The 12137-nt window shown below is 62.6% G+C and carries 12 protein-coding genes; 7 read left to right on the top strand and 5 right to left on the bottom strand.

The annotated features are described in order from the left end of the window. Nucleotides 1-38: 38 nt before the first annotated feature. The 5 genes from OE747_RS00190 to miaA form a co-directional block, all read right to left on the bottom strand. Entirely contained in the window at nucleotides 39-1241 is a 1203-nt protein-coding gene (locus OE747_RS00190; RefSeq protein ID WP_234145040.1) for an ABC transporter permease, read from the bottom strand. A 14-nt stretch (nucleotides 1242-1255) separates the two neighbouring features. Continuing rightward, nucleotides 1256-2302, bottom strand: coding sequence for an ABC transporter permease (locus OE747_RS00185; protein ID WP_263826596.1), 1047 nt, complete (start codon nucleotides 2300-2302; stop codon nucleotides 1256-1258). Between the two features lie 137 nt (nucleotides 2303-2439). Continuing rightward, nucleotides 2440-4104 (bottom strand): ABC transporter substrate-binding protein, encoded by a 1665-nt coding sequence (locus tag OE747_RS00180; RefSeq protein WP_263826595.1) that lies wholly within the window; start codon nucleotides 4102-4104, stop codon nucleotides 2440-2442. A gap of 236 nt (nucleotides 4105-4340) precedes the next feature. Then, nucleotides 4341-5141 (bottom strand): helix-turn-helix transcriptional regulator, encoded by an 801-nt coding sequence (locus OE747_RS00175; RefSeq protein WP_263826594.1) that lies wholly within the window; start codon nucleotides 5139-5141, stop codon nucleotides 4341-4343. Nucleotides 5142-5181: 40 nt separating this feature from the next. Next, a complete protein-coding gene (gene miaA, locus OE747_RS00170; protein ID WP_263826593.1) occupies nucleotides 5182-6084 on the bottom strand; it encodes a tRNA (adenosine(37)-N6)-dimethylallyltransferase MiaA in 903 nt (300 codons plus the stop codon). 93 nt (nucleotides 6085-6177) lie between these two features. Between miaA and pyrH the strand changes: the two genes are divergently transcribed. From pyrH to OE747_RS00135, 7 genes are all read left to right on the top strand, one after another. Then, the gene (pyrH, locus tag OE747_RS00165; protein ID WP_263826592.1) at nucleotides 6178-6918 is read left to right on the top strand and encodes a UMP kinase; all 741 of its coding nucleotides are present in this window, start codon (nucleotides 6178-6180) and stop codon (nucleotides 6916-6918) included. 184 nt (nucleotides 6919-7102) lie between these two features. Beyond that, nucleotides 7103-7666, top strand: coding sequence for a ribosome recycling factor (gene frr, locus OE747_RS00160; protein ID WP_263826591.1), 564 nt, complete (start codon nucleotides 7103-7105; stop codon nucleotides 7664-7666). Nucleotides 7667-7674: 8 nt separating this feature from the next. Beyond that, nucleotides 7675-8409 (top strand): isoprenyl transferase, encoded by a 735-nt coding sequence (locus OE747_RS00155; protein ID WP_263826590.1) that lies wholly within the window; start codon nucleotides 7675-7677, stop codon nucleotides 8407-8409. After that, nucleotides 8406-9188, top strand: a complete 783-nt coding sequence (locus OE747_RS00150; RefSeq protein ID WP_263826589.1) for a phosphatidate cytidylyltransferase — start codon at nucleotides 8406-8408, stop codon at nucleotides 9186-9188. Before OE747_RS00155 ends, OE747_RS00150 begins: the two co-directional genes overlap by 4 nt. Beyond that, nucleotides 9188-10375: a 1-deoxy-D-xylulose-5-phosphate reductoisomerase gene (dxr, locus tag OE747_RS00145; RefSeq protein WP_263826588.1), complete on the top strand. Its 1188-nt coding sequence runs from the start codon at nucleotides 9188-9190 to the stop codon at nucleotides 10373-10375. Before OE747_RS00150 ends, dxr begins: the two co-directional genes overlap by 1 nt. A gap of 5 nt (nucleotides 10376-10380) precedes the next feature. Beyond that, complete coding sequence (rseP, locus tag OE747_RS00140; RefSeq protein ID WP_263826587.1) at nucleotides 10381-11733, top strand: RIP metalloprotease RseP; 1353 nt, start codon at nucleotides 10381-10383, stop codon at nucleotides 11731-11733. A gap of 137 nt (nucleotides 11734-11870) precedes the next feature. After that, the gene (locus OE747_RS00135) at nucleotides 11871-11996 is read left to right on the top strand and encodes a hypothetical protein (RefSeq protein ID WP_263826586.1); all 126 of its coding nucleotides are present in this window, start codon (nucleotides 11871-11873) and stop codon (nucleotides 11994-11996) included. The last annotated feature ends 141 nt before the right edge of the window (nucleotides 11997-12137 follow it).

The raw sequence follows: 12137 nt of genomic DNA, 5'->3' as shown, positions 1-12137 counted from the left end.
GGGGGGTCCGGGGGGCTGGCCCCCCGGCCGTATTCACCTCAGTCCTTCAGGCTTTCTTCGCGCAGCCCGTCGGCCAGGAGGTTCAGACCCAGAACCAGCGACAGCAGCGCCAGCGCGGGCGGCAGGGCCGGGTGCAGGTAGATCGACAACAGCTTGCGCCCTTCGTTGATCGTGCTGCCCCAGTCCGGGCTTTCCGGCGGCAGACCCAGGCCAAAGAAGCCCAGCGTTCCCAGAAGGATGGTGGTATAGCCGATCCGCAGACAGAAATCGACGATCAGCGGTCCGCGCGCATTTGGCAGGATCTCCCACAGCATGATGTACCACGGACCCTCGCCGCGGGTCTGGGCGGCGGCTACATAGTCGCGCGTCTTGATGTCCATCGCCAGGCCCCGCACGATACGGAACACCGTGGGCGAGTTGACGAAGACCACCGAGACAAAGACCACCAGGATGCCGCCCGGAATATCGAACGGATCCAGCACCGAGGGTAGGCCGGGGATGCTGCGCACCAGATAGCCGTTCTCTGAAATAAGCGCCAGATAGAGCCACAGCGCGAACCCCAGCACCCCGATCAGCAACGGCGTGCGGAACGCGGGCTGGGTACGGTAACGCGAGTTCAGCAGCACGCCCAGAAAGATGATCGGGAACATGAACAGCACGATGGCCATCATGGTGGGCAGGCCGGTGGCCACGATTTCGGGTGTGACCAGCAGGTAGAACAGCAGGATGACCGGAAAGGCCAGGATCAGGTTGGCGAGGAAGGACAGGAACGTGTCCAGCCGACCTCCGTAATACCCGGCAGGCAGGCCCAGCGTGATCCCGACCATGAAGGCGAAAAGCGTGGCCAGCGGTGCGATCTGCACCACGATCCAGGCGCCCTTGACCACCCGGCTGAACACGTCGCGCGCCAGGTTGTCGCCGCCCAGCAGATACCAAGCGTATTCGCCTTCCTCGGCGCCCGCCAGGGGCGTGCCGGGCACCTTGTTCTTCATGCCCGATACCTGGCTCAGCGGGTCATGGGTGATGATCAGGTCCATGGCGCCAAAGATGCCGACAAAGACCCAGAACATCACTAGGCCAAAGCCGATCATGCCGATCGGACTGTCAAACAGCTTGCCATAGAGCCCCAGCCGCCGCTTGAAGGCGATCGACAGGGCAAAGAGCAGCAAGAGCGCGATCCAGACCGATGACAGCTGATACAGCACGCGGATGATGATTTCGAATGTACCGAGAGGTTCCATGTCCCGTTCCTCCCTTACGAAATGCGGATGCGCGGGTTGAGGTAGACATAGCCGATATCCGAGATCAGCTGCGTGATCAGAACCACGAAGACCGAAACCACCGATACCGCCAGCAAGAGCTGGATGTCGTTATTGCCCGCCGCTTCGACCAGAACCCAGCCGAAGCCCTTGTAGTTGAACAGGCTCTCGACGATGACCACACCGTTCAACAGCCAGGGAAATTGCAGCATGATCACCGTGAACGGCGCGATCAGCGCGTTTCTGAGCGCATGCTTGATCACGATATTGGGGAAGGATACGCCCTTGAGCCGCGCGGTGCGGATATACTGCGCCGTCATCACCTCGGTCATCGAGGCGCGGGTCATCCGGGCGATATAGCCCATGCCGTAAAGCGCGATGGTCAGCACCGGCAGAAAGAAGTTCTCAAACGTCGGTTCTTCCATCGCCTGGGTCGCAGTACCCTTGAACCATTTCAGCCCCACCGTCGACGAGGTGAAGACCGCGATGAAGATCACGCCCGAGACATATTCCGGGGTGGCCGTGCTGAGGATGGAAAAGGTCGAGAGCGAACGGTCCGTTCGCGATCCTTCGCGCATGCCCGCCAGCACGCCGACCAGCAGCGCCGAGGGCACCATCAGGATCATCACCCACATCATCAGGTAAAGCGTGTTGCCGAGCCGTTTCCAGATGATCTCGTCCACATCGGCCTTGAAGCGGGTGGAGTAGCCCCAATCGCCTTGGGCGATGCCACAGAACCGGGGCGTCTCTTCCGGGGTCAGCCCGGGGCGCACGCAGGTTCCGACGAACTGGCCATCGTTCAGGGTCTTGGTAAAGCCCGGCATCACGCCCAGCCAACGCCCGTATTTGGTCAGAAGCGGGTCGCTGTAACCGCGATTGTCGAGCCAGGTCTGTACCTGCTCGTCGCTCATCCGCTGGTTGCCCTGGGTTTTCGCCAGTTTTTCCAGGTTCGGGTACAGATTGGTCAGGAAGAAGACGATGAAGGTCAGGCACAATGCCGTCAGCAGCATCACCCCGAACCGCCGCAGAATGAAAAGTCCCATGTTAGCCCCTGTTGGTCAGGCTGGTCCGCAGCTCTCGCGCCCTTGGTTTCGGCGTCTGGACCCCGGAAGCGGGGTAATTCTGCGGCTGGAGGAGCGCGCCCAAAGGCGCGCTCCGGTCGATATCGGGTGGTGACCGATCAGGCCGCCCAGCCCCACTTGTAGTGGTGGTGTTCAAAGGCGATGTGCATGTCGGTGCCCACCAGACCCTCTTTCATGTGACGGTAGAGCGCGCGCCAATAGGGCTGGATGGTCACGCCTTCCTCCTGGATCAGCGCCTCGCCCCTGGCCACCACCTCGCGCCGCTTGTCGGCATCGGCAAGGGCCAGCGCCTCGGACAGGATGGCGTCGAACTCGGGGTTGGCCCAGCCGAACTCGTTCCATGCTTCGCCCGAACGATAGGCCAGCGCCCAGATCTGCACGCCCAGCGGACGGTGGTTCCAGTTGGTCGAGCTGAACGGATACTTGGTCCAGTCGTTCCAGAAGGTCGAGCCGGGCAGAACCGTCCGCTTGACCTTGAAGCCCGCGTCACGCAGCTGAGCTGCCACGGCGTCGGTGGTGTTGCGGCGCCAGTCGTCGTCGATGGAGACGATCTCGTGCTCGAAATCCATCATGCCGGCTTCTTCCATCAGGGCCTTGGCCGCGGCCGGATCATGCTTGCGCGCAGGCAGGGCGGCATATTCCGGGTGGCTCGGGCCGACATGGTGGTTTTCGGCCGGCGCGCCGCGCCCGCCATAGCCCAGCTCGAGGCAGACCGCGTTGTCGACTGCCATCGAGATGGCCTGACGCACGCGCTTGTCGGCATAGGGTTTCTTGCCGTCGATCTCGGCCAGCTGGTTGGGACGCACCACCACGGTGCTCATGGTCACCACTTCGGACTTGGCATAGCCCAGCCCATCCATCACGTCGATGAATTCACCGACGGATTCGTGCAGCATGTCGACTTCGTCGGATTCCAGCGCCGACAGCCAGGCCGACGGGTCGGTGCCATAGTCGATATACTCGATCCGGTCGAGCGCCGGACGCCCGAACACGGCCTCACCCCACCAGGTATGGTTCTCGTTGCGCACCAGCGAGCATTTCACGCCCACTTCCAGCTCTTCGATCACATAGGGGCCGGTGCCCACGTTGTTGGTCAGGTCGCTTTCGCTGAACGAGCTGTGCACGATGGCCGCCGGATAGTCCGACATGCCCGCGATCAGCGAGATGTCCGAATTGGGCAGGTTCAGGCGCACGGTATGGCTGTCGACCACTTCGATGGCGCCGTCGATCGCCTGGCCGGAATCGGCGTCGATCAGCGTTGCGAACCGGCCCGCCATCGAGTTGGTTTCCGAGCTCTTGTCGCACCAGCGGGCGATGTTGCGGGCAACGTCATCGGCTGTGAAATCATCGCCGTTGTTCCATTTGACACCCTTGCGGACATTCAGGGTGTAGACGGTTGCGTCGTCGTTGATCTCCCAGCTTTCCAGCAGGATGCCGCGGAAGGTCCCGTCCGAGTTGTACTCGACCAGATATTCCATGGTGCCGCGGGTCTCGTTGCCCAGTTCGGACCAGTCATAGGTGCGCGGATCCTTCAGTTCGCGCACGCTCATCTGCACGCGAAGGGTGCCGCCCTGCTTGGCTTCGGCCGCTGCCGGTGTCGGCGCAGTCAGACCGATCAGGCCATAGGCGGCGGCGGCGCTGACACCAAGACCGGTCGCGCGGGTGAGGAACTCGCGGCGGCTCAGTTTGCCATCGCGATACTCCTGTGCGTGCATTTCCGCTGCCCAATGGGTGGACTGCGTGGTGTGAAGTTCGGTTTTCATGAAAGTCTCCCTGTGACTTCGTTCAGGTTCTGGAAGATGTTGATCCAGAATGGCGCCCGGTGCACCAATCGGACCGCCCCCAACTTGTGGAATTCTTGCGTCCCCGTGGGCTCCATTCCGCAACAGAAATCCCCTCACGTCAATGACTGGTTTCGTCACTTACTGGTTAGAATGCGACATTTGACCGTCGATTTTGGACCCTGAGAGCGCTAAAGTGGACAGGAGTGTCCATTTCGTCATTTTGTCGCCCGGCGAAGATCGCGCGGGGATTGTCCGGTTTGCTGCCGGACAAAGCGCGAGAACGACTGGATGCTGGCAAAGCCAAGATCGCTCGCGATGACACCTATTGGCCGTTTGGTGCCGCAGATCAGGCTGCGCGCGGCATGTTCGATACGGCCTGACAACAACTCCGAGGCGGTTTTGCCGGTAGCGGTCTTGCAGGTCCGGGTCAGGTGCTCTGGCGTGACGCCAAGGGCGGCGGCATGCATTGCAACGCTGTCGCCGCTGTCGAAATCGGTGACGAGACGGTTGAGGTATTTGCATACCAGACGGCGGGCCGGGGTTTCCGGTAGGGTCGAAGAAAGGGTTGCAGATTTTCGAAGCAGCCAGATGCCGACCAGATTGGCCGTCGCATTCACCGCCTCGGTCACATAGGGCCGATTGGCCAGTTGTTCCTGCCCGATCGCGTCCAGCAGACCGGTAAGCTCGGCCTGACTGGACGTGTCCCGAATTCTCAGGTGCTGCGGCTTGTCTGGCAAGAGCGTTGTGGCCCCGGCGGGTATGGACAGCGCCTGTCCCAGGCACCCTCTGCCGGGTTCGAGAATGAAAAGATGGCGGGCTGGCAGAAACAGCGCATTATGCGCCCCGAATCCCTCGCGTGCGCCATCCAGAATGCAGGTTCCCTGACCCCGGGTGATCCAGACCAGGAGATGGTGGCTGCGATCATGGGGGAGGGTGACCTGCCAGGCCCCGCGCGCCGTCAGCTGCGCAAGGGTTTGCAAATGGCTTTGGAAGGGGGATGCGGGGGCAGACGCCATGGCAGGCCTATTCAAACGTGTTGCGGTAAGGGCAGGGACCTCAGACCGGCACGGTCAGGTGGTTCCATGCCCTCATTCTTGCGCGGAACCATGTGCGCTGGCGCTTGGCATATCTGCGCGTGGCGATGGTGGCCTTTTCTCGCGCCGCATCCAAAGACAATTCGCCACGCAGATGGGCGACAAGTTCGGGTACGCCGATGGCTTTGAAGGCGGGCAGCGCGGGGGTGTAATGATCCATGATGGCGGTCACCTCGTCCAGTGCGCCCTCGTTGAGCATCTGATTGAAGCGCCGTGCGATTCGATCCCACAGCCAGAGCTTGTCGACCCCGAGCACGAGCGGCACACAATCCCGCAGCTCAAGCGTGGGGGGCGGCGTTTCGGCCTGCCAGGCATGCAGGGTCCGGCCCGTTGCGCGCTGAACCTCCCAGGCGCGCTGCACCCGCGCCCGGTTCATCAGGTCCAGCCCCGTAGCGGTCACCGGGTCTATCCCGGCCAAGAGCGTTTCCATGGAAAGCGTGTCGGCTTCGGCCCGTATCTCGGGAGGGGTTTCGGGTATGTCGGCCATGCCTTCGGTCAGCGCTGAAAAGTAGAGCCCGGTTCCGCCCACGATGATGGGCCTTTCCGCGCCAGCAAGCGTCGCCCTTGCGTCCCGCAGCCAATGGCCGGTCGAATAGGAGGTCTGGCAGGATATGTAGCCATAGAGCCTGTGTGGAACACGCCTTTCGTCCTCGTCTGAGGGCCGGGCGCTGATCACGCGCCAGCAGTCATAGACCTGGCTGGCATCGGCGTTGACGATGACGCCGCCAAACCGTTCCGCGATTTCCATTGCCAATGCGGATTTTCCCGAGGCGGTCGGACCGGCCAGCAGGATCGGCCGACCCTCCGGTATCTCGGGCAACTGGTCGATCAGTTTCACGGTCGTTGCGCGGCCTTTGTCGTTCATTCTGTTTTTCCCGCCGCGACCTGCATTGAACCCTCGGTGATTTTCCGTCATTTTGCGCCGGAAAAATAGACCTGTGCCAGAGCGGAGCGCAATATGACCCTGTCCCCCAAACCGGAAATCTCGGATACCAAGTACCAGCGCGTGATGCTGAAGATCTCCGGTGAGGCGCTGATGGGGGATCAGGGGTTTGGCCTGCATCCCCCCACGGTGCAGCGGATCGCGCAGGAAGTGAAATCGGTGCACGACCTGGGTGTCGAGATCTGCATGGTCATCGGTGGCGGCAACATCTTTCGCGGGCTGAGCGGCGCGGCGCAGGGGATGGAGCGGACGACCGCGGATTATATGGGGATGCTGGCGACCGTTATGAACGCGCTGGCCATGCAGGCGGCGCTGGAAAGCCTGTCGGTCTTTACCCGGGTCATTTCGGCGATTCCCATGGATCAGGTTTGCGAGCCCTATATCCGCCGACGCGCGGTGCGGCACCTGGAGAAGAAACGGGTCTGCATCTTTGCCGCCGGTACCGGCAATCCCTATTTCACGACAGACACGGCGGCCACGCTGCGGGCCAATGAGATGGGATGTCAGGCGATCTTCAAGGGAACCAAGGTCGATGGCGTCTATGACAAGGATCCGGTCAGGTTCGCCGATGCCAAGCGCTATGAGACGGTCAGCTATGATGACGTGCTGGCCAAGCGTCTGGGGGTCATGGATGCCAGTGCGATCGCGCTGGCACGTGACAACAATCTGCCGATCATCGTCTTTTCGCTGGATGAGCCGGGCGGCTTCCGGGGTATTCTGGCGGGGCGCGGAACCTATACGACCGTGCGGGGCTGATCAGACGAAACGGTCGGCACATTGAACATACAGCCATACGTGGCGTGTTTGGAAGCGGGCCGGGCCGGGCGGTCGACCGTTGCCAAAACGTTTCGAAAGCCTTTCTATTCCCTGATTGCTATACATCTCGCCGGGGATGGCTTAAGACCCAACAAACAGGACCTCAAGCAGAGGAGTGAGCAGCATGTCCGATGAATTCGAGCTGGACACCGACGATCTCAAGCGCCGCATGGAAGGCGCGATGCAAAACCTGAAGACCGAGTTCGCCTCGCTTCGGACCGGGCGCGCGTCCGGCTCGATGCTGGAGCCGATCCAGGTCGAGGCTTATGGCCAGATGACCCCGATCAACCAGGTCGGCACCATCAACGTTCCCGAGCCGCGGATGGTCACCATCAACGTCTGGGACAAGTCGATGGTCGGCAAGGTCGAGAAGGCGATCCGCGAGTCTGGTCTGGGCATCAACCCGCAGCTCAACGGGACGATCATCATGTTGCCGATCCCGGAGCTGAACGAGGAGCGTCGGCGCGAACTGACCAAGGTCGCGGGGCAGTATGCAGAACATGCCCGGGTGTCCATTCGCAACGTGCGCCGGGATGGCATGGACCAGATCAAGAAAGCCAAGGCCGACGGCATCTCCGAGGATGACCAGAAGTTCTGGGAAGCCGAGGTTCAAGAACTGACAGACAAAATGATCAAAGGGGTGGACGCAGCGCTTGAGCACAAGCAAGCAGAAATCATGCAGGTTTGATCGCTTTCATGCCGAGTGATCCGCAATCCGGAACCGAATCCTCTGGCCCGCGGCACGTCGCCATTATCATGGACGGCAACGGTCGCTGGGCCCAGGCGCGCGGCCGACCGCGCCTGTTCGGGCATCATGCAGGTGCCAAACGCGTGCGCGAGGTGGTCGAGGCCTGCCCAAGTCTGGGCATCAAATATCTGACGATATTCGCTTTTTCGACCGAGAACTGGAAGCGGACCCAGGTCGAGGTTGCCGGTTTGATGAGCCTCTTCCGTCGCTATATCGCCAAGGAGACCCGGGCGCTTCATGCGCGCGGGGTCCGGGTGCGCTTCATCGGCGATCGGGTGCGGCTGGATGCCAAGCTGATCGCGCTGATGGACACGCTCGAAGAGCAGACCCGCGAGAACGAGGGTGTCCACCTGACCATCGCGCTCAACTATGGCGGCCGCGACGAGGTGGCCCGCGCCACCCGCCGTCTGGCCCGCGACGTGGCCGAGGGCCGCCTGAAGCCCGAGGAAGTGGATGAGGAAACGCTGCCACGCTACCTGGATACACGGGTGCTGCCCGATCCCGATCTGGTGATCCGCACCAGTGGCGAGGCGCGGATCTCGAACTTTCTGCTCTGGCAGTCGGCCTATTCCGAGTATGAATTCATCGACACGCTATGGCCCGATTTCACCGCCGAGGAACTGGCCCGGCTGTGTCAGAGCTATGGAAGCCGCGACCGCAGGTTCGGTGCGGTCAAGGCATGAACGACGGGCGCTGGTCCGATCTGGCCCCACGGGTGGGCTCGGCGGTGGTGATGGTCGCCGTGGCGGGAATCGAGCTGTGGCTTGGCGGATTGTGGTTCGAGAGTTTCATCGCCGTTGTGACCGGCCTGATGGTCTGGGAACTGATGCGGATGGTCGCGCCCGAGCGCGGCGGGGCGGCGGTGCAGATGGCGCTGCTGACCGGGTTTGCCGTATTGCTCGCCTATCACCTGCCATCGCTTTACAGCTTGCCGGTGCTTGTGGCCCCAGCATTGGTGGGGGCCGGGCAAGCCGGTAGGCACAAGGGGCTCTATGCCGTCTTTGCGCTCTGGATCGCCCTGGCCGGGCTGGGCTTCATCTGGATTCGCGAGGTCATGGGGCTTGACTGGATGCTGTGGCTGGTGCTGGTCGTGGTGGCCACCGATGTGGCGGGCTACTTCGTGGGCAAGATGATCGGCGGGCCCAAGTTCTGGCCGCGCGTCAGCCCGAAGAAGACTTGGTCGGGCACTGCGGGTGGCTGGGCCGCGGCGGCGCTGGTTGGTGGTGGTTTCGCGATCTATGCGGGGCTGGGCGCGGGGCTGCTGCTCCTTTCCGTGCTGGCCTCGATGGCCAGCCAGGCGGGCGATATCGCCGAAAGCGCGTTGAAGCGGAAGATGGGGGTCAAGGACAGTTCCAACCTGATCCCGGGTCATGGCGGCTTTCTTGACCGGTTCGACGGGATGATGGGTGCGGCGGTCTTTGTGATGCTGGCCGGGCTGTTTCGCGCGTTCGGAGGCCTGTGATGCAGGCGGCCGATCCGCGCAGGGTCTCGATTTTCGGGGCGACCGGCTCGATCGGGCAGAATACCATCGACCTGATCGCCCGCGATCCGGACGCTTATGATGTTGTGGCGTTGAGCGGCGGTGCCAATATCGCGCGGCTGGCCGAGGACGCGCGGCGGCTGCGCGCCGATGTGGCGGTGACCGCTTTTCCCGAGCGTCTGCATGATCTGCGCGCCGCGCTGGCGGGCAGCGGGGTTATGGCGGCGGCGGGGCCTGCGGCGCTGGTCGAGGCGGCCGCACGCCCGGCGGATTGGGTGATGTCGGCCATTGTCGGCGCGGCGGGGCTGGCGCCCGGTCTGGCGGCGCTGGAACAGGGCGCTACGCTGGCGCTGGCCAACAAGGAAACGCTGGTCTGCGCCGGTCCTCTGGTGCTGGAAACCGCGCGTCGCCATGGCGCCCGGCTCTTGCCTGTGGACAGCGAGCATTCGGCGGTGTTCCAGGCGCTGGTGGGCGAGGACATGGCGGCGGTCGAACGGATCGTCATCACCGCCTCGGGCGGGGCGTTCCGCGACTGGCCGCTGGAGCGGCTGGCCAGCGCCACCGCCGAAGAGGCCGCCCAACACCCCAATTGGGACATGGGTCAGCGCATCACCATCGACAGTGCATCCATGTTCAACAAGGCGCTGGAGGTCATTGAAACCAGGGAGTTTTTTGGGATAGACCCGGATAGGATCGAGGTCATCGTGCATCCCGAATCCATGGTCCATGCGCTGGTCGGATTCCGCGACGGCGCGCTGATGGCGCATCTCGGCGCGCCCGATATGCGGCACGCGATCGGCTATGCGCTGCACTGGCCGGAACGACGCGACCTGCCGGTGGCGCGGCTTGACCTTGCAGCGCTGGGGCAACTCAACTTTCGTGCGCCCGACGGTGCCCGCTACCCGGCGCTGGCGCTGGCGCGGCGGGTGATGGCGCGGGGCGGGCTGTCGGGCGCGGTGTTCAACGCCGCCAAGGAGCGCGCGCTTGATCACTTTATCGCGGGGCATATCGGATTTCTCGACATGGCGCGGCTGGTCGAGGCGGTATTGGACCGGTTTGAGTCCGACCCGGGTCTTATTGATGCCCCAATGACCCTTGATACTGTGACGCAAACAGACCATCTGGCCCGTCAGAGGGTGGACGCGGCCATGGCACAACGAGCAGGGTAGGGACTTTGGATATTCTGGGCTTGATTCCGCAATTCGGTGGATTGCTGTACACGATTGCGGCCTTCGTCGCGGCACTATCCGTTATCGTCGCGGTGCATGAATATGGTCACTACATCGTCGGCCGCTGGTCGGGCATCCATGCCGAGGTGTTTTCCATCGGCTTCGGCCCGGTCTTGTGGAGCCGGGTCGACCGGCGCGGAACCCGCTGGCAGATCGCAGCGCTTCCTTTTGGCGGCTATGTCAAGTTCATGGGCGATGCCAACGCGGCCTCGGGCAAGGACGGCGACTCCTTGGCCGAGATCTATCGGCGCAACCCTGACGATCTGCGCCGCACCATGCATGGCGCGCCGCTCTGGGCGCGGGCGGCGACGGTTGCCGCGGGCCCGGTGTTCAACTTTGTCATGTCGATCCTGGTCTTCTCGGCGATCTTTTTCGCGCGTGGCGTTCCGGTCGAACCCTTGACCGTGGGCGAGGCACCGAGCCATCCCGGGATCGAAAGCGGATTGCAGCCCGGTGACAGGATCGTGTCGATTGCGGGACATGTTCCGCCCCAGGGAACCGAAACCTCTGGATGGAACACATTCGAGGCATCTTTGCCGCTGGAAAGCCCGCTGGACTACAAAGTCGCACGCGATGGTGCCGAGTTGGTGGTACCCGGTCCGCATTTCTATCCGGCGGTGGTCGGCAGCGTGATTCCGCGCAGCGCGGCGCAGGACGCGGGACTGCGCCCGGACGACGTGATCGCGGCCATTGACGGAACGCCGATCGTCGCGTTTCGTCAGTTGAAGGATACGGTCGAGGGGTCTGGCGGAAAACCTTTGGTTCTGGATGTCCGGCGGGGGGGCGAGACGTTGCAGTTGCTGCTTGTGCCGCGCCGGACCGACACACCAAAGCCAGAAGGAGGCTACGAGACCAACTGGCGGATTGGTGTTGCAAGCGGGCAGGCTTTCGAGCCGGCAACCACGACTCCGGGGGTGGGCGCTGCGCTGATGGCCGGGGTCGAAGGCACCTATGGCATCGTCGAGTCGTCGCTCTCGGGCCTGTGGCACATGATTGCGGGCCAGATATCGACCTGCAATATCTCTGGCCCGATCGGAATCGCGCAGGCCTCCGGGGCTGTCGCCAGCCAGGGTGCACAGAGCTTCATTGCCTTCATCGCCGTGCTGTCCACTGCCGTTGGCTTGCTGAATCTTTTCCCGATACCGGCGTTGGATGGCGGGCATCTTATGTTCTACGCCTACGAGGCCGTGGCAGGTAAACCCCCCAGCGACAATGTGCTGCGGGTGCTGATGGCGATCGGCATCACCCTGATCCTGTCGCTGATGCTGTTTTCGCTCAGCAATGATCTTTTTTGCTGAGGCTTTGGCGTTCTGAGGGATCGAACGGCCGGTGCCGGGTAAACGCGCGCGCGGCCTCACGATTTTGAAATGCGCCAAAGTCTTGCCATATTCACCGGCTAGTCTGCCATGGAAACGCAAAAAGCCGGAGCTTTGCCATGCAGATGTTGAATCATTCCTATCGCGGTCTGGGTCTGCTCATGCAGTTGAACTGGGATCGCATTCTATTTGTCGGAGCGATTGTGGCGGCCCTGTTCCTGGGCGCATTTCTGGGCAGCTTCTGAACTTTGTCCTCCGGTTCCGAGGCAAGACGCGGCCCCTGAGCCGCGTCTTTCGTTTTTGGGCTTTTGACAACCCGGCTCAATCCCGGTACTGACTGACCAAAGTCTGCTGAAATCTGGGTTGATAATAAAGATGAACAACAG

The sequence above is a fragment of the Ruegeria aquimaris genome, assembly GCF_025751555.1.
Classification (GTDB): Bacteria; Pseudomonadota; Alphaproteobacteria; order Rhodobacterales; family Rhodobacteraceae; genus Ruegeria_B; species Ruegeria_B aquimaris.
The sequence above is the reverse complement of the archived record's forward strand: the minus strand, read 5'-3'. Positions and strand labels throughout refer to the sequence as shown.

Excerpts from the sequence above, each read along its gene's own strand:
- dxr (WP_263826588.1), top strand. The coding sequence starts at position 9,188 with ATGCAGGCGGCCGATCCGCGCAGGGTCTCGATTTTCGGGGCGACCGGC.
- miaA (WP_263826593.1), bottom strand. The coding sequence starts at position 6,084 with ATGAACGACAAAGGCCGCGCAACGACCGTGAAACTGATCGACCAGTTG.
- OE747_RS00155 (WP_263826590.1), top strand. The coding sequence starts at position 7,675 with ATGCCGAGTGATCCGCAATCCGGAACCGAATCCTCTGGCCCGCGGCAC.
- OE747_RS00190 (WP_234145040.1), bottom strand. The coding sequence starts at position 1,241 with ATGGAACCTCTCGGTACATTCGAAATCATCATCCGCGTGCTGTATCAG.
- OE747_RS00180 (WP_263826595.1), bottom strand. The coding sequence starts at position 4,104 with ATGAAAACCGAACTTCACACCACGCAGTCCACCCATTGGGCAGCGGAA.
- OE747_RS00185 (WP_263826596.1), bottom strand. The coding sequence starts at position 2,302 with ATGGGACTTTTCATTCTGCGGCGGTTCGGGGTGATGCTGCTGACGGCA.
- OE747_RS00135 (WP_263826586.1), top strand. The coding sequence starts at position 11,871 with ATGCAGATGTTGAATCATTCCTATCGCGGTCTGGGTCTGCTCATGCAG.
- OE747_RS00175 (WP_263826594.1), bottom strand. The coding sequence starts at position 5,141 with ATGGCGTCTGCCCCCGCATCCCCCTTCCAAAGCCATTTGCAAACCCTT.
- pyrH (WP_263826592.1), top strand. The coding sequence starts at position 6,178 with ATGACCCTGTCCCCCAAACCGGAAATCTCGGATACCAAGTACCAGCGC.
- OE747_RS00150 (WP_263826589.1), top strand. The coding sequence starts at position 8,406 with ATGAACGACGGGCGCTGGTCCGATCTGGCCCCACGGGTGGGCTCGGCG.
- frr (WP_263826591.1), top strand. The coding sequence starts at position 7,103 with ATGTCCGATGAATTCGAGCTGGACACCGACGATCTCAAGCGCCGCATG.